This is a genomic window from Falsiruegeria litorea R37 (genome assembly GCF_900172225.1).
GTDB classification, from domain to species: Bacteria; Pseudomonadota; Alphaproteobacteria; order Rhodobacterales; family Rhodobacteraceae; genus Falsiruegeria; species Falsiruegeria litorea.
The window spans coordinates 1-23143 of the sequence record NZ_FWFO01000010.1; the positions used below are offsets into that span (position 1 = coordinate 1).

Genomic DNA, 23143 nt, shown 5'->3' on the forward strand with positions numbered 1-23143 from the left:
TGGACGCCCGAGATCACCGTGCAGGAAATGTGCGCCGAAATGGTGGCCGAGGATCTGAAAACCGCCCGCCGTCACGCATTGCTGAAAGAGCACGGCATGGATCTGCCGGTCTCACACGAGGGGTAAGCTGTGATGAAGGTCTATGTGGCAGGCCACCGGGGCATGGTGGGGGGCGCGATCCTGCGCCAGTTGCAGGCGCGCCAGGAATCCGGAGAGCACGCGGGCGAAGAGCTGGAGCTGATCACCCGCACCAGCGCCGATCTGGATCTGACCAACCAGGCCGCCGTGCAGGAGTTCATGGCTGCCGAGCGTCCTGATCAGGTGATCCTGGCCGCAGCCCGCGTGGGCGGGATCATCGCCAACAACTCCTATCCGGCGCAGTTCATCTATGAAAACCTGATGATCGAATGCAACGTGATCCATGCCGCCCATCAGGCGGGCGTGCAGCACCTGTTGCAGCTGGGATCGTCTTGCATCTATCCCAAGATGGCCGCACAGCCGATGGCTGAGGAGGCGCTGCTGACCGGCACGCTGGAGCCCACCAACGAGCCCTATGCCATTGCCAAGATCGCGGGCATCAAGCTGTGCGAAAGCTACAACCGCCAGTATGGGCGCGACTATCGCTCGGTCATGCCCACGAACCTTTATGGGCCCGGCGACAATTTCCACCCCGAGAACAGCCATGTGCTGCCCGCGCTGATGCGCCGGTTCCACGAGGCCGCCCGTGATGGGCTGGACGAGGTGGTGATCTGGGGCAGCGGCACACCCATGCGCGAGTTCCTGCATGTGGATGACATGGCGGCGGCCTCGTTGTTTGTGGCCGATCTGGACGCGGACACCTATGGCGCCAACACGCAAGAGATGCTGAGCCACATCAACGTGGGTTCGGGCGTGGATGTGACCATCCGCGAACTGGCCGAAACCGTGGCGCGGGTGACCGGGTTTACGGGCCGACTGGCGTTTGACAGCTCTAAACCCGATGGCGCACCGCGCAAGCTGATGGATGTGTCCCGTCTGGCCGACATGGGCTGGAGCGCGACCATCCCCCTGGAAGAGGGCATTCGCCAGACCTATGCGTGGTTCCTGTCTCTGGATACAGCTGACTTGCGCCAAAAATAGGCGCAATAGTTTAATCAGTGGCGCATCCTGCGGCTTTTGACGTTTGGGAGAGTGATGGACACACGACTCCGATGGGAAAGCCATAAGAGAAACGTAAACTTGATGCTCGGGTCTGCGGCGATCTGCGCCTCGCAGACCCGAATTGTCTGGTAGTTGCAATCTGCGTCTCCAATTCACTGGCGTCGCGTTCTACAACTAGGAGTTGGATGTACCGTCGAGTTTAGGCGGTCAGGCTGACCGAAGATTGGTAGACTGGCTCCCAAGTGCCGGGAATACCACCCTTTGTGCAGATCCAGCCTGTCAATATCATATTGTTCCCATCAAGTGAGGGCGCACTGTTTCTGATGAACGAACCAGCCGGATATACTCCTGAAACGGGGCTAGAGGAGAGGAATTTGGATTCCAATGTCAGTTTGGCATCGTAAATTTCGACGTCTGTTGCTGTTGTCGTGGCCGAGTTACTGATTGTGATCGTATTGCCAGAGACGGAGAGGACTCTTGAATATTTGGGGATTCCAGCGCCTTTGATCCACTGCCCTGTGCGCCACCCGGTGACCGATGTCATGTTGGTGATGATGTTCGAGCCGTGCGTCAAATCGCCAAATACAACTGGATGAATATATGGCATCGACCAGATGTAGAAAGAGTAAGATCCGCTGGTGAAGCTGATCGGAACGGCCGTCAAGTTGACGGTACCGTTTGATATGCTTTCGACATAGCCGATACCCGTACCGCTATGCGTGTCTGGATCACCTTGGTTGTTAAGCCCGATCCATCCGTCCAAGACCGAAATTTCGTCACCAACAACGACATTGTCTGAAAGTCCAGTGACCGTCGCGGTGCCATCACCATTAACTGTTACGGTGCCGCCGCCCAGATATTGTGCATCCCACCCTGAAGCAACCAACCAGGTTTCATCCTGAACAACAACGCGTGCGCCTGGCCCGTGCTTGGGATTATTAAACGCCGCATTCATATGCCAGATATTGTAGGTTTGGCGGACCTCTCCGGATGTGTACCGGCAGTTCATACTTGCGATATTAGGCGCGGAATAATCTCTGAAGGTTGGCACGTTGTCGAAAGTGACGCCGTCCATGTAAGTCTTAGGGGTGAATTTAAGCCGTCTTGGCGCACTCGTGTATTTGCCAATGTATCCGCCCAAAAAGTTGACGGTACCATTGCCAGTCAAATGTGCATCTACATCCGGCAGATTGGCGTTGCGAGCATCAATCAGTTTGATCTGAGAGTCCTTGAAAGTGAATCCTTGTCCGCCCGTTATGTGACCAATGGACCAAACGTTTTCAAAATACGCATCCGCCACAGCGCCGCTTCCACGGGCGGTGTCGCCATTCACGATACTATGCCCGTAAACAAAGACGCCTCCACGGATGTAAGCCAATGTTCCGGTTCCGGCGCCAAAGCCGCTTCCGCCAACCATTAACGTATCAAAGCCCTTGGCGTGGCAATCGATCATGACGCAACCACGGTTTTGGCTTTCACCAAGGAAAAATGGCCAACGATTATGAGATAGGTTGCATTTCTCTACCGTAATACTGTCGCCAAGCTGTACATTGGATGCCGCGCACATGACGCCCACGACCCAGCCCTGAATATCGCAACTCTCAATGAGAATTTGCGTCGAGCCAGCGCCAGAAGATGCAGTGTAGTGATCAGGTTCGGAACCGCTTCCGTCGAAGTGCGGGAACTTTTGGTTTGCAGCCATGCCACTGAAGAAGGGATCAATGCAAATCCCGGCATAGAGCTTATATGGCATCTCTTCGACGGCCCCGTTTACATTCCACCAGTTGTTGCGCTCTAGCAGGTCGCTATGGCTTGCGAGCAGCAGGTTGTTTGCTGTGCCAACAATGGCAATGTTCTTGAGCGTAAGCTGGCGTATCTTTTGCGTGACGATCCCAGGATTGTCTTTGCCGGTAAACGTGAATGTTGTGCGCTGCCCGGGCACATAGCCTGGGGCAGGGGATTCAATATGGACAGAGACATACCGGAAATCCGTGCCGTTAAAATCGAACGCCTTGATGGGCTTGTCCATTACGTATTCGCCCTGAACAATGATACAGGGAACGCCATTCCCGGCCTTCTGTTGCCGAATGGCCCAGGCAATCGCAGTGTTTAGTCGGTCCGCATCATTGGAGATGTGGCCAAATTGCCGGTCCGACACGCATCCCTCGTTATTGACTTGGACATACAGCCCGACGCCACCAGCGGTCGTCAGGTCCGCATCGGTAGCGGTTTGTGGCGCAATCTCATAGACAAAGCCGCCGTTCCAAACGATCACGCATTCACCAGCTTGGATCTGCGGTCGACCCCCGACGGGGCTATAGGACAAGTTGTTGTCCGAAATAAGATCTGTCAGGCGCGCAAATCCTGATGCTATGTTAAGGTCATCTATTCCTGAGCCACTAGCGTTTCCGCTTGGCGTGCTTGTGACAACGACATCGTTGGTATCGGAGAGTACGGTCCCTTTTGGCGTCTCGATCCTGACGCGATAAGATCCATTTAAGAGAAAGCAGTCGGGGAAATGACCTTCGGTGTCGGCGCTGATTGGGTTGGGCTGTATCTGATTGAGGTAATTGTCCTCGAAAAGCCGAATGAGAACATCGGAATCATCTTGGTAGACGTAACACTTCGCACCTGGGACCGGATTCCCTGCTGGATCAAGTGCGCGCTGAGCTTCTGGAAGATTTAGTTGCCCCATATCGATTCCCACGAATTTGCACTCAAGCACAGATGTGCTTGAATTGGTTGAAGTCGGATCTACACAAAGGTGGGACGGCGCCCCCTGCCTTTTCTGGGGGAAGTTATGATACTGCAATGTGGGCAAATTCTGAAGCAAGCGAGCGCAGGATCTCCACTTAGCGCAACAGTTTGGTCAATGAATTCTCGCAGTCTTCTTTGAAAAAGTTTGCATAGTTCGCAAGCTCAGGCGTCGTAGTAGCTTTTTCCGTAACTTGAATAGGCACCATATTGGTTGCCGTATCCGTAGCTTTTCATGCCAGCTGCATCAATTTGAGACAGCACGAGCCCGCTAATGTTGCAATCGACGGATAGGAGCTGGTTGAGGCCCTCGCGGACCTGCTCTTCGCCTGTAGCATCCCACTTTACAGAATAGATGGTTGTATCCACTTGGCGGCCAATGATCCTTGCATCTGGAACAATGAGAACCGGAGGTGTGTCAATAATAACAAAGTCAAAGGTTTGGCGGGCGTTTTCCAAAAACTGCTGGAATCGCTGTGACGAAAAAATATCAGCGGCATTGGCGTTGCTTCGTTCGCTCATCAAGACGTTGATGCCTGTTTCAGGATCCTTTTCAACTGCATCCTGCAGCGTGATCTCAGAATTAAGGACGCGGAGAAGTGAGCCTTTTGGAGCCGTGTTAAAGTACTTCGCAAGCGTCCGTCGCCTGATGTCTCCTTCGACAAGAAGGACGGATTTTCCGAGCCCTCTCAAGTTTTGGGCCAAGCAAATTGCTTGAGTTGTTTTGCCTTCTCCAGGAACAGAGGAGGTAGACATGATCACCTTGGGTGGGTTGTCGATGTTGGACAACAAGAGAGATGTTCTGAGATTTCGTATTGCCTCTGCGGCCGCAGACGTGGGTCTCTCAGTAAAATACTGTAGCAACCCGTCGCGCCGACTGATCGGAATCTTGGGAACCTGCCCGATGACACTAATCCCGGTTTTACGTTCAAGACTCTTGGCATTGCGGAACCCGGTGTGTCTAATCTCACGAAGTAAAGCGATAGCCGCACCAATGGCAAAACCCAAGAATGCCATCCCAACCTGAATCCGCAACCTTCTCGGGGCGACAGGGGTTCCTGGTGCCGCTTCAGACAGCACACGGCTGTCAGGTTGCTGCAGGCCAATCTGGATAGAGGTTTCTTTTAGTCGAACTAGGAAGGTCTCATGGAGAACGTTCGTTGCTTCTCTGTCTCTTTGCAGCCGGTTGAGCGCGTTCAAGCTCTCTGTTTGATTGGCGACTTGCTGAGACAGACGATTGCTGGATTCTTCAAGGGCCTCGACCTGAGATTCGATGCGTTGGACATCGTTTCGCGCTTTTTCTGTCAGAGTTTGAAGACGATTCACGATGGCTTGGGCGGTACTCGGATCCGAGAGGTCCCTTTGGCTCAATCTTGCAGTGATTGGATCATCCAAACCTTCTGTGATCGCGGCGGGATCGCCTTTCTGGGACAGCGCAACGAGTGCTTCTAAATGTTCTTTTTTGGCGTCAAGCGCAGCGCGTTCGGACGTAAGCCGGTTCTGAATCCCTTTTGCGCGTAGGTTCAGGACTTCAGCAGCCTCAGGGCTTACCAGATCTGTGGTCGTGCGTAGGGTCTCAATCTGGTCTTCTATGGCGTCGATCTGTTGTTCGAGATCCGCGATCTGCTCAGTCAGCCAGTTGACGGCATGTCGTGTCGCTTCAAACTTCACGGTGACCTGATCATTGATGTACAGATTTGCCAGCGTGTCGGCGAGCAGAGCTGACTTTCTTCGGTTCTGTGTCGTGACCAGGATCTCGAACAGGTATGTGTTCCGGATCGGGCGGACCTGAATTTTGCGTTGCACATTCAGGGTAGTTCGAAGTCGGAGTGTTTCTTCATCGGGGCGCGTTGGTGTGACCTCTTCCCCGGTAAACCACTCGGTGATCATGTTGCGAATGCCGAATTTGGAAAAAAGCGGGGCTTTGCCCAACCCGTTGAATTCCACATCTTCGGTGAGTTCCAGTTCATCGACCAATAAGCCTATTACCCGCCGCGATCGGATAACACCAAGTTCAGTGTTGATGGCGGGTTGTTCAGTAGAGACCCCCGATAGGACGCTCTCTACATCGACGACTTGTTGCGAGCGGACTTGAAAGGCCAAGCGCGTCGTCGATGTGTAAAGTGATGTAGCGACCTTGTTGGCATAGAACCAACCTGCGGCGCCAAACAAAACGACAAAGAACAGAATCAGCCACTTGCTACGCCAGAGCACGCCGAACAGGTTGAAGATGTCAAAGATATCATCATGCTGCGGAGCGCCGGTTTGGCCTGACGTGGGAAGAACATTTTGAGAAGTGGGAAACTGGTTCATAAACGGCGCAGTCCATTCTTAACGCTTGAGCGCTTGTGTCTCGCTCGTTTGCATTGGTGTTTTAATCTGCAAGTCACGCTCACAGCTTTTCAACTAATTTCCGGGGGATGTCCAATGGTACGGTTCGTCCAAGCAGATTCACCAACAACGCCACCCGCTCTTGGTCAGAGGCATGTGTTACTTTTCCGATCAGACTTGCAAAGGGCCCCGACAGAATTCGCGCTCGATCCCCGGCGCTCAGATCCTCTGGTCGCAAGAGCGTTCCACTTTCATCGCAGCGCTCAAAAAGGCTCTCCATGAAGGTCTGAGGCAATGGTGCTGGGCGCGTGGGGTTGTCGGCAAGCAACCGATTGACCCCACGTGTGTGATTGATCGCAGTCCATTGTTCGCGCTCTTTGTCGAATGATACGAATATGTATCCGGGAAAGAGGGAGCGTTGTTGCGCTTTCCTTCCTGCACCATGTGAGAGGTGGTAAGTTGGGGCAAATGTGCGAAAGCCCTGCCGGGCAAGATGCACAGCAGCTTGGCGGAGGCCATTCGGTTTCAGCTGGGCGACGTACCATGGCTGCAAAACAGTCTTGTTCATGGCTTCGTAGTTATCTCATCGCCTTTGCACCGGGAAGAAATTTTCCTGGTGAATATCAAAAAATGTTTCGTTCTCTGCCAGATTAAGATATGCGTTCACGCGTTGAACGTAGTTATTGCTGACCCCATATCTCGGGACCGTCAGTGCGGTAGCTATAGCGATCCGGCCATGCAGAACCCCAACGATAACGACCTTCGTGTGATGCGCGTTCTAGAGCAGTCACCCCAGATGTCTCAACGTGAAATCGCGTTACATCTGAAGATGAGTCTCGGAAGTGTGAACTATTGCCTGAAGGCGTTGATCGACAAGGGGCTTGTCAAGGTCCAGAATTTTCGCACGTCGGAAAATCGTCTCGCTTATGCCTACGTATTGACCCCTGCGGGACTGCTTGAAAAAGTGCAGCTTACCAAACGGTTCCTGAGAATTAAATTGGAGGAATACCAGCGCATTGAATCTGAAATTGATGCGCTGGAAGAAGAGCTTAGGGCAACGGCCGGGAATGGGGGCGAAATAGGTCCCACGCCAAAAGGCTGATAAGTCGTTGCGCTAATCGACGAGCTTGAAAAGGTATAGACATTTTGATGACGGATAAGTCCAAAGAAGCCCAGCGGGATTTGTTGACCAGACTTGACAATAGATCCGCTGTGATCGGCATTGTTGGCTTGGGCTATGTGGGGCAACCCTTGATGCTGAGGTACGCAGAAGTCGGGTATTGTGTGCTTGGCTTCGATATCTCCAAGGGCCTGGTGGAACAGTTGAACGCAGGTGTCAGCCCGATCGAGCATATTGACGATTCCCGTATTTCCGAGGCCATCAAAAGCGGTTTTGTGGCGACGACGGACTTCACTCGCATCGGAGAGGTTGACGCCGTCATCCTCTGTGTCCCGACGCCTCTCAACAAGCACCGCGAACCCGATCTCAGCTATGTGATCAGCACCTGCGAGCAGATCGGCCCCTACCTGTGCGAAGGCCAGGTCGTGGTGCTCGAAAGCACGACCTACCCAGGCACCACAAAGGAAGAGATCGTTCCGCGGTTGGAACGCGGCGGGCTTAAGGTCGGCGAGACTGTGTTTGCCGTCTACTCGCCTGAGCGCGAAGATCCTGGCAACATCAATTTCACGACCAGCACCATCCCCAAGGTGGTGGGGGGGCACACACCAGCCTGCCTGCAGGTAGGTATGGCGCTTTATGATCAGGCGATCGACCAGCTGGTGCCGGTGAGTTCGACAGAGGCTGCCGAGATGACGAAGCTGCTGGAAAACATCCACCGCGCGGTGAATATTGGCCTCGTGAACGAGATGAAGATCGTCGCCGACCGTATGGGCATTGACATCTTTGAGGTGATTGATGCCGCCAAAACCAAACCTTTTGGCTTCACGGCATATTATCCTGGCCCGGGTCTCGGAGGGCACTGTATCCCGATTGATCCTTTCTACCTAACCTGGAAGGCGCGGGAGTTCGGCCTGCACACCCGCTTCATCGAGTTGGCGGGAGAGGTGAACCGGGCCATGCCCGAGTACGTGATTGCCAAGCTGATTGGCGGGCTCAACGCGAGAGGCAAGTCGGTCAAAGGGTCTAAGATCATGATCTTGGGCATCGCCTACAAGAAGAACGTGGACGATATGCGCGAGAGCCCATCGGTTGAGGTGATGGAACTGGTGCGCGATTTGGGCGGGGACCTCAGCTATGCTGACCCGCATGTCCCGGTCTTCCCGAGGATGCGTGAGCATCACTTCGATCTTAGCGCGACCCCCCTGACCCCTGAAACCCTAGCTGAGCAGGACGTCGTGATTTTGACCACCGACCACGATGCATTCGACTACGACATGATCGCGCATCATGCGCCGCTCATCATTGATGCGCGCGGAATTTTCCGTGATCTGGCCGATCATATCATCCGAGCGTGAGGATCCGATCATGAAGAATTTTGCGCTCATCGGTGCCGCTGGTTACATCGCGCCGCGCCATATGAAGGCGATCGCGGACACTGGTCATAAGTTGGTGGCTGCCCTTGATCCCAATGACTCAGTCGGCATCATCGACAGCCATTTCCCAGAGGCGTACTTCTTCACCGAGTTTGAACGCTTCGACCGCCATATCGACAAATTGCGTCGTTCTGGGGCAAGCCAGTTGGACTATATCTCGATCTGTTCACCCAACTATCTTCACGACAGCCATATGCGATTTGCCTTGCGCTCTGGTGCCGATGCAATTTGCGAAAAACCGCTTGTGCTCAATCCTTGGAACATTGATGGCCTGATCGAGATGGAAAACGATACAGGGCGCAAGATCAACACGATCCTGCAACTGCGTGTCCACCCGTCGATCATCGCGCTGCGCGAAAAAATTCGCAAAAGCCCTAAAGATAGCAAGCACGAGGTGGATCTGACCTATATCACCTCGCGGGGGCGTTGGTATCTTCAGAGTTGGAAGGGCACCACGGACAAGTCGGGCGGCATTGCGACGAATATCGGTGTGCATTTCTTCGACATGCTGCATTTTTTGTTCGGTGATTTGCAGGACAATGTCGTACACTTGAACGAGCCCACCAAGGCTGCAGGGTATCTGGAATATGAACATGCGCGCTGCCGCTGGTTCTTGTCGCTTGATGTAGGGGATGTCCCCGCAGAGGCGCGAGCAACAGGGCAAAGGACGTATCGGTCGATCACCATTGACGGAGAAGAGATCGAGTTCTCCGGTGGTTTCACGGATCTTCACACGCTCAGCTATCAGGAAATCCTGAAAGGCAGAGGATTTGGCGTCGAAGAAAACCGAGTGGCCATTCAGACGGTTTCGGCGATCCGTGACCTGCCAACTCAGCGTTCTGGCGAGATACACCCCTTCGTGAGCCAGACCAAATGATCTACAGCGCTCACCCCAGTGCGATCGTCGACGATGGCGCACAAATCGGCGAGGGCAGCCGGATCTGGCACTTCGTTCACGTCTGTGCCGGCGCGCGGATCGGTCGAAACGTGTCAATGGGCCAGGGTGTTTTTGTCGGCAACGACGTCTCCATAGGAGATGACTGCAAGATTCAGAACAACGTCTCGGTCTATGACAACGTTACGCTTGAAGAGGGCGTCTTTTGCGGACCCAGCATGGTGTTCACCAACGTCTACAATCCACGTGCTCTAATTGAACGCAAATCCGAGTATCGCGATACATTGGTTCGCCGTGGCGCAACGCTGGGCGCCAACTGTACCGTGGTTTGCGGCGTGACCATTGGCGCCTTTGCCTTTTTGGCCGCTGGCGCCGTAATCACGCGTGATGTGCCGGATTTCGCGTTGATGGCCGGTGTACCAGCACGCCAAGCGGGCTGGATGAGCGCCTTTGGCGAACAACTGGACCTACCACTTGAAGGTGAGGCGGAAGTCATCTGCCCTCATACAGGCGATACTTACACCTTGTCGGACGGCACAGTGACCCGAAGAGAGGTCCAGTCATGATCCCTTTCGTCGACCTGGCCGCACAGCAGGCGCGAATTAAACCTGCGTTGGATGTCGCCATTGCCCGAGTGCTGGCACATGGCAAGTACATCTTGGGTCCCGAAGTGACTGAACTGGAAGAGAAGCTGCAGGCCTTCGTCGGCGTCGGCCACTGCATCACCTGCGCCAATGGCACGGATGCGTTGCAAATTGCGCTGATGGCTCTTGACGTTGGTCCGGGTGACGAAGTCATCACCCCAGGTTTCTCTTACATTGCCACTGCTGAGGCCGTGGCCGTGCTAGGCGCCAAGCCGGTCTATGTCGATATCGACCCCGTAACCTTTAACCTCGACCCAGAGGGGCTGGTGGCGGCGATCACGCCTGCGACAAAGGCGATCATTCCCGTCTCACTCTATGGCCAGCCCGCCGATTTTGTGGCCATCAATCGCATCGCCGAGGCCTATGGGCTGCCCGTGATCGAAGACGGTGCCCAAAGCTTTGGCGCCACCCAAGGCAATTCTCGTTCAGGTGCCCTGTCGACGATTGGTTGCACCAGCTTTTTCCCGTCCAAACCCCTAGGTTGCTATGGTGATGGCGGGGCCATCTTTACCTCGGATTCTGACTTGGCCACACGAATGCGTCAAATTGCACGTCATGGGCAGGATCGGCGCTATCACCATATTCGGGTCGGGATGAACAGCCGACTTGATACTTTGCAGGCCGCGGTTCTGCTTGCCAAGCTGGAGCTTTTTGAGGAAGAGATCGCTGCGCGAGACGCAGTGGCTGCGCGGTATGGTGCGCTTCTGGCAGATGCCGGGATCGCAATACCAACAGTGGCACACGGCAACATCAGCGTCTGGGCGCAGTATACGGTGCGCGTGCTGAACCGTGACATGGTGCAGGCCGCGCTAAAGGAAGCAGGCATCCCTACGGCGGTCCATTACCCACTGCCCTTGAATTGCCAGCCTGCCGTGGCGGACCCGAATGTCAATCTGCCCAAAGGAGACAAGGCAGCTACCGAAGTGTTGAGCCTGCCAATGCATCCGTACATGGACGGCGACACCCAGGATCAGATCGTGACCGCATTGAAGCGGGCGTTGTCAACAGCTTCGGCGCAGGCTTAAGGAGACGCAGAGCCTTGCAAATTTATGCCTTTGTGCCAGATGCCTTTGGAGGTCATGGCGGGATTTCCGTCTTCAACAAGGACTTGCTGATAGCCTTTGCGCAACATTCCCGAGTTGATCGAGTGGTCGCTCTGCCGCGGGTTATGCGGCACACGCCAGAACCAATCCCAGAGGGCATTGTGTTTCGCAGCGGCGCGGTCAACAGCACATTCGCCTACATGAAGGCCTTGGCGCGGGATCTGCCGGACGTTGCACGCAGCGATATGCTCTACTGCGGGCACCTGAATTATGCGCCTCTGGTCAGCCGCCTGGGACGACTCTTTGGTATTCCGGTGTTGGGTGCACTGTACGGCATCGACGCTTGGACCCCCAGTCCCAAGGCGGCCCGGCGTCGGGCGGCCTCTCGTCTTGATCGTTACTATTCGATCAGCGCCTATACCCGCGATCGCTTCTTGGAATGGGCTGATGTCGATACCGCCACGATCGATCTCTTGCCCAACGCCATTCACATGTCCGACTATGCGCCTGCGCCCCGCGATCCAGCATTGATGGCACGGTACGGTCTGACGCCTGAAAACAAGGTGCTGCTGACGTTTGGGCGGTTAGTGTCCCGTGAGCGTGCCAAAGGCTTTGACGAAGTGTTAGACGTGCTGCCGCGACTGCTACAGGACATGCCAGAGCTTCGTTACATCATCGCTGGTGATGGCCCTGATCAGGACCGGCTTGAGGCGCGCGTGACTGAGGCCGGCCTCGGCAATGCTGTGATCTTTACCGGTTATGTAGAAGAGGCAGAAAAGGCTGCGCTTTATGGGCTGTCGGATCTCTATGTTATGCCAAGCCGCGGCGAAGGGTTCGGTTTTGTATTTCTCGAGGCCCTGGCCTGCGGCGTGCCCGTAGTTGCAAGCGCGATTGACGGTAGCCGGGACGCCGTTCGCGATGGTTTGCTTGGCCCCATGGTCAACCCCGACGATCCAGAGGAGCTGATCGGTGCTATCCGAACCGGGCTGAGCTCTCCAAAGGGCATGATGCCAGAGGCACTGGCCTACTTTGATTTTCCTCAATTCGCGCAGCGTGCCCAGGCGCTCATAGACGAAACGGTGGCACCATGAGCAAGACGGCTCTCATTCTAGGCATTTCTGGACAAGACGGAGCGTATCTGGCGCAACTGCTCTTGGAAAAAGGCTATATTGTCGTGGGAACATCACGTGACGCCACCATTCAGCGGTTCGGAAATTTGGAACGGTTGGGCATCGCTGACCGGATCGTCACTCATTCGATGGTGCTGACGGACTTCCGCAGTGTGGTTCAGACGCTCAGTGCGGTTAACCCTGATGAAATCTACAACCTGTCTGGCCAAAGCTCAGTCGGGCTGTCATTCCAACAACCGTTGGAGACGCTTGAAAGTATCGCAGTGGGGGTCATCAATTTGATGGAGGCCATCCGGTTCCTGCAGCTTCCTGTACGTTTCTACAATGCGGGTTCCAGTGAGTGTTTCGGCGAAACCTCTCGCGATGGCGCGCGCGAGGATACTTCGTTCAAACCCCGCAGCCCTTATGCCACCGCCAAGGCAACAGCGTTTTGGGGTGTCGCCAATTACCGAGAAGCCTATGGCCTGCAGGCCTGCACGGGAATCCTGTTCAATCATGAATCGCCCCTCCGCCCTAATCGCTTCGTGACTCAGAAGATCGTTGCTGGGGCCGTCGCAATCGCGCGGGCCGGTGGCGGTGAACTGCACCTTGGGACGTTAACGGTCAGTCGGGACTGGGGCTGGGCCCCAGAATACGTAGACGCGATGTGGCGCATGTTGCAGCAGGAAACGCTTCAGGACTACGTGATTGCTACGGGTGAAAGCTATACATTGCAGGCCTTCTGTGATGCGGCCTTTGCGGCGGTCGGACTCCGGTCCGAGGATCACGTCCGTACATCACAAAAATTCGAGCGCCCTTCCGACATCGCCTATAGTTTGGGCAATCCCCGCCTGGCAGCAGAGCGGCTGGACTGGAGACCCAGCATGCGTATGCCGCAGGTGGTCGAGGCTATGGTCCGAGCGGAATGGGATGCCACATGACCTGGATCGTGGTTGCGTGCCAAAGTCGACTGGGTGATGTAAACGGATGACATCTCCGATCCGACAGTTGCGCGTACTCATCCCGTATTTTGCGGGCGCTGACACATTTCAGGACAATGTCGCGTACACCCTGCGCCAGATGGGCCATATCGTAGAGACCCCAGATTACAAATTCCGCCGTAACCGCGGTCGCCTGAATCGTATTTTGGTCGATACCCTCACCGCCACGCGCCCAGAACGGTGGGAAGAGCACGAAACCTATGCTGTGGCCACTGCGCGTAAGTTCACCCCCGATCTCGTGCTGTGCCTTACTCAAACGTTGCGCGCCGAGACATTGGCGGAATTGCGCGGGCTTGGTGCGCGTTGTGTGGCGTGGTGGGGCGATCCACCGGCAAATATGCGGGGTATGGGGCTTTTGGCGGACGGTTGGGACGCGATCTTCATCAAGGATGCAATGTCAGTCCAAAAAATGCAGGCGGTTGGCTTCAACGCACAGTTGATGCACGAAGCCATCAATCCAGACTGGCATTGTCCGCAAGGCGCCCCACGTGACAACACTCTGGCGGTGGTCGGTAATTTCTACGGCTATCGCCAGATCCTGGTCAGCCGCCTCATGGATGCCGACGCAGAACTCGCCTTGCACGGTTTCTCACCACCTCGTTGGGGGGATCCCCGTATCCAGGAACACTACACGGGGCGGTATGTCACCCGGGCAGAAAAAAGCATGGTCTTCGAAGGCGCGTTGGCCAGTTTGAATTGCACCACCATGAGTGAGGGTAATTCTTTGAATTGCCGCGCTTTTGAGATCAATGGGGCAGCAGGGTTGCAGCTTATTGAGGACAAACCTGCTGTTGCAGAGTGCTTTGAGCCAGGCCGAGAGATCCTGACCTATCGTTCCGTGGACGAGATATTGGAGTACTTGGCGCGCGCACGCTCAGACCAAGCCTGGGCCGAGGGCATTCGCAAAGCCGGGTACCGTCGTGCCCATGCGGAACACACTTATGCTCAACGCCTTGATCGCATCCTGAAGTCGGTGGATTTGAAATGAACCCCGCAGACTCCCATTCCCTAGAACGTGTCCAATGAATCCTCTGGCAGACATTCATTTGGCGATGTTCGGCATATTGGTGCTCTGGGTCGGCCTGGTCATTTTTATTTGCCGCAAGACCATCAATGCTGGCAGCGTCGGGCTGCCAGCGGCCATGGCGTTGACCATGAGCTTCCTTTACGGGGGGTGTTTTGTCTATGCGGTGCCGGGCTATACCCATACACGACCTGATGGGCACTGGTATCTAAACAGCTACAATTTCACCGAATGGATGGTCGTGCAAGGCGCGGCGGCCTCGCTTCTGGGGCTTGTAGGTCTAGCTTTGGGCGTAACCTTGGCGCAGCGCCGTAAACAACCCGTCATCCTGCCTCGCCAAGGGATTTCGCAGATCTACGAGCGCAACATGATGGTTGCCTTCAGCACGATCTCACTTCTTGGCATGTTGCTGATACAGCTACGGATTTCCTTCCCGTTTTCTGGCGCAATCTTCGAATTGAGCCGCAATGTTCTCGTCATGCTGATTTGCCTGGGCGCGTATAGGGCTCGGCGTGATGGTCGCTCTATGCTGCCTTGGCTCGCCCTGGCTGTAGTCGTGCCGATCTATTACATGGTTTCTTTTGGCCTGGCTTCATATGGGCTCATGTTTTCCATGACGTTGATCGCTTTCTGGCTGGCGATGCTGCGCACTGCAAGGGGCACGTTGAAGACGACAATCATGGCCATCGTCATCGGACAGGCTATGTTGACCCTCTTCATTGGCTGGATGTCATTTCGCGAGGAAATCCGGCTGGTCGCCTGGCAAGGTGTAAGCGGTTCAGTATTGGACCTCCTTTGGCAGGCAATGGCACAAACCAAACTGTTCTCGCTGACAAACTTTGATGCGCTGGATATCGTCAATATCCGGCTTAATCTCCCTCTCTTCATTGGTCGGATGATCGAGCAGCACGAATTGTTTCCCGAATTGCAATTGTGGGGGAGCACGCTTGTGATCCTGCCTCTGGTACTTTTGCCGCGTGCTCTGTGGCCTGGAAAACCAACGCGTGGCGGTAGCGATTTCATGTCCGAGCACACGGGGATCACCTTGTCAGAGAACGTCACATTTGGCTCGGGCACGGTTTTCGAGTTTTACGCCAACTTCGGTTACATCGGTGTCTTTCTGGGTTTCATCGTTGTGGGTTGGGTAATCCGTCGTATCGACATGGCCGCCTATGCCAGCTTGCTGACCGGGCGCTACCTGGATTTTGCACGGTGGTATGTGATGGGGCTGGTTGCGCTGGATCCTCTGTTGCGTCCGTTCTTCATCGTTAATGGCATTGTGTTTGCCTGGATCTTAATGGGCCTTCTGAAATTTTCCCTTCTACGCCTTGGTTCGCGGCGTAGAAGCCCCCCGCGCTCTGTCACAGCGCATACTCCGCCCCCGCAATTCAAACATGAGTAGACCATGAGCAAGCGTCCCTTTGTGCTGATTTCCTTCGAATCCGTCGATGGGTATCCGCCAGTTCAGAACCAGGCTCGACTTCTTGCCCAGGCAGGTCATCCCGTGCATCTGGTGACACAGCCACGGGATCGTACCAAGCGGGATGTGGACTTCGAGGCACCTGGGGTCACTCTGCATGTGCTGCCTTGGCGTTCGCTGCCCAATGGTCTGCGTCAGGCGCGCATTATGGCAGGGATGATGCGGTTACTCTGGACCGCGCGTCGCCAAGCCGCACGCCTCGGCCCTCCTATTGAGATTGCCTATAACCCTTTGGGCGTATTGATCAGCGATCTGACGTTAGGGCGCCCTCAACAGCGGGTGGCGCATTTCCACGAAACTTTCATGTATCTGGACGAGCTGCCCGAACGACGGTTGAAGCGGGCAATTGGCGGATACTCTCTTGTCGTCGTTCCCGACGCAGGCCGTGTCCCGCACACGATGGAGGCTCTGGAGCTTACGGACCCACCACTGGTGATCGAAAATTACCCTTACCGCGCCGAGTCCTTGCCGGATCGAGGGGCCCCTCGCGACACTTTTGAGGTGGTCTATTGCGGCACCTTTGGGCATGATCAACGCATTGACTTGCTGATCGATTCCGTGCCGCTTTGGCCCGAGCACGCGCGTCTTGTTTTCATTGGCAACACAAACACCCGGTTCGGCCCGGGCTTTGTGCAGAAAGTCAAAGACATGGGGCTGCAGGACCGCATCACCTTCACCGGTTGGATGGCAACCGGGGCAGCCGAAACACGCTTGGCTCAATCAGACCTGGCCGTGGCACTCTTGGATGCGACGTCGCATCAGTGGCGCACGGCGTTGGGCGCAAGCAACAAACGCTACCAATATATGAAAGCCGGATTGCCGCAGATCGGGGACATGAACCCCGGGATACCGGAGTTGCTTGAGGGCGAGGGTATTGGTACCTGCATCCGCAAGGATACACCAGAGGCTCTGGCAGAGCTGGTGGCGGCCTATGCAACCGACCCAGAGCGTCGCCTGAATGAAGGTGCAAAGGCCTTTGCATTGCACCAAGAACAGTTCAACTACGGTCGTGTGTTGCAGCGCCTTCCCAAGGCACTAGGATTGTCGTGACCATAAGTCGCAACGAGAACCAGGCCCCTGTCGCTGACCGGCCTCGGATGGCGTTGGTGCGCCGCGCGGTGCCACAGCGACTGTGGGCCAATTTCGAAGAGGCAGGGCGTGGTATCGACCTGACTGTGTTCGAAACGGCAATCAAACCGGTCGAAGTGGAAAGCCCCGAGACCGACGCGTTCCAGTTGCTGCACCACCCGGCTCCTTCGGTGGCTGATATCAACCGTCTACTGGACGAAGTGCAGCCGCAGGTGGTGCTCTGCTTTGGCTGGGGAGATTTGTGCAGTTTGGCCTCACTGACTTGGGCCAAAGCTCGGGGCTGCCGGACCATAGTATGTAGTGATTCCAATCGGAACGATTATGCAAGGGCATCCCACAAGGAGTTTGCCAAGGCCCAGATCCTGAGTGCGTTCGACTTAGCCTGGGCGGCGGGAGCACAATCGGCCGCGTATCTCGAGGAGTTGGGATTTGCCGGTGAGGGCATCCATGTCGGGGCGCTCGACACCGTGGATCTTGCTCATTTCGAAAGTAATGCACTTGCTGCTCGATCCCAAGGTGCTGCGTTGCGTAGCCAGATGGGGTTGCCTGAGCGGTTCTTCCTCTGTGTTGCGCGCCTGTCGCCGGAAAAGAACTTCGAACGCCTGCTGCAGGCTTATGCCCGCTATCATAAGATGGCCTCGCCCGACAGGCTCTGGGATCTTGTGGTGGTGGGCGATGGCCCGCTGCGCGAGGCCCTTGAAGCGCAGAGCAGAACGCTCGGGATTTCCGAGCACGTACATTTCCGCGGTGCCGCTGGCTATGATGATCTCGGTCCTTATTACGGAATGGCGCAAGCCTTTGTGCTTGCAAGCCTCAAAGACACGTGGGCCGTCGTGGTCAATGAGGCTGCTGCAGCACATCTTCCGCTTTTGATCTCGACCCGGGCAGGCAGTTCCGAAGAACTGGTGCGAGACGGCGAGAACGGGTTCTGTTTTGACCCATACGACGTTGGCCAACTTGCCGCGCGGCTCGCGCAATTGGCCAGCGGTGAATGTGACTTGGCGAACATGGGACAGCGCAGTCGAGAGATCGTGCAGGGGCATGGCTCAGAAGCTTATGGGCAGGCTTTGACCGCGATGGGGAAACGCGCTGTCACCTTGCCTCCGCGACGGTTCAGCCCTCTGGCGCGACTGGCTTGCCGAATGCAGCTGATGCAATTGAAATAATAGCCCCGACCCGCAGGGTTGGAACATATGACAATGGGAAAACTATGCTGAGACAAAGCACACGGCACCGCATGCTACAGAGCCTGTTCTGGAACCCCGTTGGCCAAAGGCTGGTGCCACGCATCACCAAATTGGGTCGTATCTTTGACACGGTCGTCCGGGGCTATTCGCTCATGGGCATCAGCAATGGTGAACGCTGGCTGTCCAGCCTGCTGGAGCAAGATCCGGTGATCTTTGATGTGGGTTTCCATGACGGTGAATCCTCATCAGAGCTGCTTGCCGTGCGTCCCAATGCGCGCGTGCATGCCTTCGATCCCTCACGCTTTGCGAAATCTGCCCATGACACGCGTTTTGGCGATGACGCACGCGTAAGCTTTCACAACATGGCCATCTCTGATGCCCCTGGTGTGTTGACCTTTTACGACTATGAGAACATGTGCAACAGTCTGGCACCCCGCAAGGATGACCTTGACCAGACAGCGCAGACCTATGACGTGCCGGTGTCGACGCTGGATAGCGTTTGCGCCAAAGAAGGGATCGCGTCGATCAATTTTCTCAAGATTGATGCCGAGGGCTATGATCTGAACGTGATTGAAGGCGCTCGCGGGCTGCTCGAGAACCAGAGCATCGACATCATTATGTTCGAATTCGCCAGTGGCTGGGCCGCGACCAAGCGTTATCTGTGGGAGGCCGACGCATTGTGCAAGGATGTGCCTTACAAAATGTTCCACATGTTCAACGGTTTCTTGTGTCCCTTCGTCTATGACGTCCGCAAGGATTCCTGTTGCACCCTACCAGCAATGTATGTGCTGATCAGTGAGAAACGATTGGCGCGCGGGAATATTCCGATGCGAAGCTACAGCTTTTGACGCGGGTTACAGTGAAGAAAGGCTTTCCATGACTTTTCCAATGGTTGGGCGCAGTCTGCAGACGCGACTGTTGCGCAGACTCCTGCGAGGACTGCCAATCTCAGGCGGCTACAATCTGCCGTTGAATGTGGGGGGGCGGAAGTTTGCTACGCCTGTAGTGAATGGAACTGCAAACGAAGGTCCCGAGCCCTCGCTTTTGCAACTCTATGGCCACGTGCTGCCTGCATTAGACGGTGCATTCCTTGATGTGGGTGTGAACGTTGGCCAAACGATGCTTGCGGTTCGAACGGCGGCACCCGAGATGCCGTATCTGGGGCTGGAGCCGAACCCGTTCTGCACTGCTTACGTGCGGGACTTGATCCGCATCAATGCCATTGATCATGTAAATGTAGTGCCCGTGGCGTTGATGGAACATCCAGCACTTTTGCAGTTGAACCAATATGCTAGAGACGAAGCCGATTCTAGCGCTTCTTTGATTGAGGGATTTCGCCCCGAGCAGACGGTTGTGGGCACCAGCTTTATTCCTGCTTTTGATTGGGCTACGATCGCGACTTCCTTTGCTGAACATCGCTTTTGTTTCGTAAAGATTGATGTGGAGGGGGCAGAGCTGGAAGTTTTACGGGGCCTAAACTTGCTCCTCGACAAAGAGCGCCCTTGGTTACTGACTGAGATCTTGCCAGTTTATCACGCTGACTATTCGGACCGATTGGCGCGACAGCGCGACATCGAAACGCTTCTAGGCCAGGCGAATTATGTAACCTTTCGTATCAAGCGAGATGAAAACGGGGCTTTGAGCCACCTACAACAATTGGATACTATTGGCATTCACGACCGCGTTGAGGATTGCGACTATCTGATCGTACCATCCGAAGCTCTGGATCGCTTGTCGCGTCTCTCCTTGCGGATTGAGGGACCGTTCTGAAACGGTGCAATCACAGCAACGCAAAATGAACATCGTGATGTTTACTCCAAACTACCTGCCGGCGATGCGATATGGTGGGCCGGTGCGGTCAACGCATGGGTTGGCGCGCGGACTTGTCGACCTTGGTCACCGGGTCGATGTGCTGACAACCGATGTGGACGGGCCTGGGCGACTTGATGTTGCGCTGGATCGCCCCTCCGACATGGACGGGGTCAGCGTGCACTATTGCTCAATCTCCGCGCCTCGTCGGTTCTATTACAGCCCGGCGCTGGCAAAGCGCGCGGCCAGCTTGTTACCTGATGCCGATGCAATACATGTCAACGGTATGTTCCTATGGCCAGGGCCACACCTCGCCCGGGCCGCGCGGCGCAGCGGCAAAACGCTGGTGATTTCTCCGCGGGGAATGTTGATGCCAGAAATGGTGGCCGGCAAATCACGGCTGGCTAAGTCGGTGTGGATCACTGGGCAAGAGCGGGCAAATCTTGCAGCGGCGACAGCGATTCATGTGACCTCTGCAGGCGAGGCCGAGGGCCTATCCGCGATGGGACTCGATCTGGCGCCCGTGGCAGTGATAGGCAATGGCGTTGAAACCCCGCCTCGATTGCCGGACGCTGCCGAAATCAACGCCGTTTGGGGCGATGTCCCGCAGGGGCAGCGCGTGGCTTTCCTGGCGCGGTTGGATTGGACCAAAGGCGTTGATATGGCCATCGAGGCGGCGCGCGCTCAGCCCGGGGCAGTGATCCGCCTAGCCGGGCATGATCAAATTGGCTTGCAGGCCGAGCTGACCCAGCGTCTCATCCGTTCTGACGGCAGCTTGGCAGGGGCTTTCTTAGGGCCGCTGGACGGCATGCAAAAATGGGCCTTTTTAGCGGGCGCGGATGTTCTTTTGGTGCCATCGGTGCGCGAAAGCTTCGGCATGTCAGTAGCCGAGGCTATGTCCATGGGCACCCCGGTTATTGCCACAGATGGCGTGGGAGCTGCTCCCCTTTTAGCCAAGTTAGACGCGGGTCTGGTCGTACCGCGCGAGCAGGGTGCGCTCAATGGGGCATTGGCGAGGCTTTTGGCGGACGAAGCGCGCCGCAATGCAATCGGGCGTGCCTCCCGCGAGATGGCCATGACAGAACTTAGCTGGACGGGCATCGCCACTCAGATGGCAAGCTTGTACCAAATCGCACAGTCAGGCGGTGCTGTATGAGTAAGCTGGTCATGCGTTTGCGGGGGGCCAGCAGTTCCGCGTTTCTTCGCGGGGTAGCCGCGTTGATGAGCGGCAATGCGCTGGCAACAATAATACCACTCTTAACCGCGCCTCTTCTGGGGCGGCTCTATGCTCCGGCCGATTACGGTGTGTTGGCGCAATACATGGCGCCTGCAGCGCTTCTTGCGGTTTTCGCCAGCCTTCAATTCCAACATGCCATTATTGCGGAACAAACTGACCGTGGTGCGGGGGGAGCCGTTTGGGTGGTGCTTGTGTCAACTGTGGCGGCAGTGGGCCTGACGATACTGGCGGTTGCAGTACTTTGGCTACCACTCTTGGCAGAATCGACGGTGGGCGGCTGGTTTGCGCTTTTGCCACTCAGTGTGGCGGTCAGTGGCCTGACCGCAGCGGGGAGCTTCCTTGCGAACCGCAACCGCCACTATGGCTGGATCGCACAGTTGCAGGTCATACAGGTCTTAACCTCCGTAGGACTCTCCATTGTCCTGGGTTTCATGGGCTGGGGAGCAAACGGTCTCCTTTTGGCCTATTTCCTGAGCCAGTTGGTCCTGGGGACAGCATATCTGTGGCTGCTAGCCACGCTCGGCGACACTCTGAATTGGCCGGGCATAATGCAGTTGCGGTTAATAGTGCGGCGGCATTGGAAGTTTCCTGCTTTCACTCTACCCAGCGGGCTCCTGAACCAAACCAACATGCAGATGCCCGTCTTTGCGCTGACCCTCTTGGGGGATACCGCGATGCTGGGGTCCTTCACCCGGGCCCGGCAGTTGGTTTTGCTTCCGGTCACTGTAGTTGGTCACTCGGTTGCACAGGTGTTTCGGCGCGAAGCCTCAGAGCTTTATCACAAGACCGGCAGTTGCAGGGAATTGATGCTGCGCACCGCCGGGGGACTCTTTGCGGTAAGCATCGGGCCATGCCTCCTATTTATGGCCTTTGCACCGTGGCTCTTCGCTGTTTACCTGGGTCCGGCGTGGCGCGAGGCGGGTGAGATCGCCCGGATACTGGCGCCGATGTTGATGCTGCGGGCAATCGCCGCGCCGGTGACGACGATTCTGTTTTTTGCTGGACGCCAGGTATTGGATCTCGCACTCACCATCGTTTCGACGACATTGATCGCTGGGGGCATCTTTTTTGGTTGGGCTGTTGTCGGCACGGCGACTTCCGTGATCTGGGCATTCGCACTCGGGTATGGGGGCATCTACATGATGTATTTTGGGGTTTGCTTTTTCGTGGCGAAATCATGACCTTTCGCTCGCCCATTCTGCGCCGACTTGTGCAAGCGCCGGAACGCCTGCTTGCAAAGACTCTATCATACCACCCCGCGATGCGGTTCCTGCACGACACGCAAGACACGCAAACACCAATTCGATTTCGCGATTGGTTTCGTCAGGAAGTTCAGGGCATCAATCGCGGTCCCTACTGGCCAGTGCATCCCGCCAGCATGGTCACTGGCTGGCGGAACATAGTCATTGGGGTGGAGACCAGCCCTGGAATGATGCCTGGCTGTTACATTCAGGGAATCGGGAAGATAACCATTGGTGATTACACACAGATTGGTCCGAATGTTACGATGATAAGCGCCAACCATGCGCCCCACGATCTACGCGAGCATATTCCCTCGCATGTAAATATCGGTGCATATTGTTGGCTGGGTGCTGGTTCAGTGATCCTTCCGGGTGTCACGTTGGGTGATTTCACAATTGTTGGGGCCGGCGCCATCGTGACCAGTTCGGTTCCTGATGGTTATTCGGTCTTAGCTGGCAACCCGGCACGAGTCCTCAAACGACTGGATCCGGCAGAGTGTCCTCGCCACCAAAGCTATCATGAATATTGCGGTTTTATTCCTATGCGAGACTTCCCTGCCTTTCGAAGTGCGGAACTCACTCACTAACTCCAAAAGCGTCATGAGG

20 protein-coding genes and 1 pseudogene are annotated in these 23143 nt (G+C 55.8%); 18 read left to right on the forward strand and 3 right to left on the reverse strand.

Annotated elements, in window-relative coordinates:
- Positions 1-126, forward strand: a pseudogene (locus TRL7639_RS23425) (GDP-mannose 4,6-dehydratase); the annotation flags it as partial.
- Positions 127-132: 6 nt separating this feature from the next.
- Complete coding sequence (gene fcl / locus TRL7639_RS22490) at positions 133-1119, forward strand: GDP-L-fucose synthase (RefSeq protein ID WP_085798163.1); 987 nt, start codon at positions 133-135, stop codon at positions 1117-1119.
- A 220-nt stretch (positions 1120-1339) separates the two neighbouring features.
- Here the strand turns inward: fcl and TRL7639_RS22495 are convergent, their stop codons facing one another.
- The 3 genes from TRL7639_RS22495 to nusG form a co-directional block, all read right to left on the reverse strand.
- Positions 1340-3847, reverse strand: coding sequence for a hypothetical protein (locus tag TRL7639_RS22495; RefSeq protein WP_133057697.1), 2508 nt, complete (start codon positions 3845-3847; stop codon positions 1340-1342).
- A gap of 212 nt (positions 3848-4059) precedes the next feature.
- Complete coding sequence (locus TRL7639_RS22500) at positions 4060-6207, reverse strand: GumC family protein (protein WP_085798165.1); 2148 nt, start codon at positions 6205-6207, stop codon at positions 4060-4062.
- A 79-nt stretch (positions 6208-6286) separates the two neighbouring features.
- The gene (nusG, locus tag TRL7639_RS22505) at positions 6287-6793 is read right to left on the reverse strand and encodes a transcription termination/antitermination protein NusG (protein WP_085798166.1); all 507 of its coding nucleotides are present in this window, start codon (positions 6791-6793) and stop codon (positions 6287-6289) included.
- 168 nt (positions 6794-6961) lie between these two features.
- Here nusG and TRL7639_RS22510 point away from each other — a divergent pair, with 168 nt between their 5' ends.
- The 16 genes from TRL7639_RS22510 (at position 6962) to TRL7639_RS22585 (ending at position 23124) form a co-directional block, all read left to right on the forward strand.
- The gene (locus TRL7639_RS22510; RefSeq protein ID WP_085798189.1) at positions 6962-7327 is read left to right on the forward strand and encodes a MarR family EPS-associated transcriptional regulator; all 366 of its coding nucleotides are present in this window, start codon (positions 6962-6964) and stop codon (positions 7325-7327) included.
- 110 nt (positions 7328-7437) lie between these two features.
- Positions 7438-8700, forward strand: a complete 1263-nt coding sequence (locus tag TRL7639_RS22515; protein ID WP_306456287.1) for a nucleotide sugar dehydrogenase — start codon at positions 7438-7440, stop codon at positions 8698-8700.
- Positions 8701-8710: 10 nt separating this feature from the next.
- Positions 8711-9655: a Gfo/Idh/MocA family protein gene (locus TRL7639_RS22520; protein WP_085798168.1), complete on the forward strand. Its 945-nt coding sequence runs from the start codon at positions 8711-8713 to the stop codon at positions 9653-9655.
- Positions 9652-10239, forward strand: coding sequence for an N-acetyltransferase (locus tag TRL7639_RS22525; RefSeq protein WP_085798169.1), 588 nt, complete (start codon positions 9652-9654; stop codon positions 10237-10239). The genes TRL7639_RS22520 and TRL7639_RS22525 overlap by 4 nt, the downstream gene beginning before the upstream one ends.
- Positions 10236-11342 (forward strand): DegT/DnrJ/EryC1/StrS family aminotransferase, encoded by a 1107-nt coding sequence (locus tag TRL7639_RS22530; protein WP_085798170.1) that lies wholly within the window; start codon positions 10236-10238, stop codon positions 11340-11342. Before TRL7639_RS22525 ends, TRL7639_RS22530 begins: the two co-directional genes overlap by 4 nt.
- Before the next feature lie 14 nt (positions 11343-11356).
- Positions 11357-12451 carry a glycosyltransferase family 4 protein gene (locus TRL7639_RS22535; RefSeq protein ID WP_085798171.1) on the forward strand — a complete coding sequence of 365 codons (1095 nt, stop codon included), beginning with the start codon at positions 11357-11359 and terminating at the stop codon, positions 12449-12451.
- Entirely contained in the window at positions 12448-13410 is a 963-nt protein-coding gene (locus tag TRL7639_RS22540) for a GDP-mannose 4,6-dehydratase (RefSeq protein ID WP_085798172.1), read from the forward strand. The genes TRL7639_RS22535 and TRL7639_RS22540 overlap by 4 nt, the downstream gene beginning before the upstream one ends.
- A 46-nt stretch (positions 13411-13456) precedes the next feature.
- Positions 13457-14458 carry a CgeB family protein gene (locus TRL7639_RS22545; RefSeq protein WP_085798173.1) on the forward strand — a complete coding sequence of 334 codons (1002 nt, stop codon included), beginning with the start codon at positions 13457-13459 and terminating at the stop codon, positions 14456-14458.
- A gap of 34 nt (positions 14459-14492) precedes the next feature.
- Positions 14493-15896 (forward strand): hypothetical protein, encoded by a 1404-nt coding sequence (locus TRL7639_RS22550; protein ID WP_085798174.1) that lies wholly within the window; start codon positions 14493-14495, stop codon positions 15894-15896.
- Between the two features lie 3 nt (positions 15897-15899).
- Positions 15900-17024 carry a glycosyltransferase gene (locus tag TRL7639_RS22555; RefSeq protein ID WP_085798175.1) on the forward strand — a complete coding sequence of 375 codons (1125 nt, stop codon included), beginning with the start codon at positions 15900-15902 and terminating at the stop codon, positions 17022-17024.
- Positions 17021-18229, forward strand: a complete 1209-nt coding sequence (locus TRL7639_RS22560) for a glycosyltransferase (protein ID WP_133057698.1) — start codon at positions 17021-17023, stop codon at positions 18227-18229. The genes TRL7639_RS22555 and TRL7639_RS22560 overlap by 4 nt, the downstream gene beginning before the upstream one ends.
- A 71-nt stretch (positions 18230-18300) precedes the next feature.
- Positions 18301-19098, forward strand: a complete 798-nt coding sequence (locus TRL7639_RS22565; RefSeq protein WP_165759895.1) for an FkbM family methyltransferase — start codon at positions 18301-18303, stop codon at positions 19096-19098.
- 157 nt (positions 19099-19255) lie between these two features.
- On the forward strand, positions 19256-20020 hold the full coding sequence (locus TRL7639_RS22570; protein ID WP_165759896.1) for an FkbM family methyltransferase: 765 nt from the start codon (positions 19256-19258) through the stop codon (positions 20018-20020).
- A 25-nt stretch (positions 20021-20045) separates the two neighbouring features.
- Positions 20046-21215, forward strand: a complete 1170-nt coding sequence (locus tag TRL7639_RS22575; protein WP_085798179.1) for a glycosyltransferase — start codon at positions 20046-20048, stop codon at positions 21213-21215.
- Entirely contained in the window at positions 21212-22477 is a 1266-nt protein-coding gene (locus TRL7639_RS22580) for an oligosaccharide flippase family protein (protein ID WP_085798180.1), read from the forward strand. Before TRL7639_RS22575 ends, TRL7639_RS22580 begins: the two co-directional genes overlap by 4 nt.
- Before the next feature lie 80 nt (positions 22478-22557).
- Complete coding sequence (locus TRL7639_RS22585) at positions 22558-23124, forward strand: acyltransferase (RefSeq protein WP_165759897.1); 567 nt, start codon at positions 22558-22560, stop codon at positions 23122-23124.
- Positions 23125-23143 lie beyond the last annotated feature (19 nt).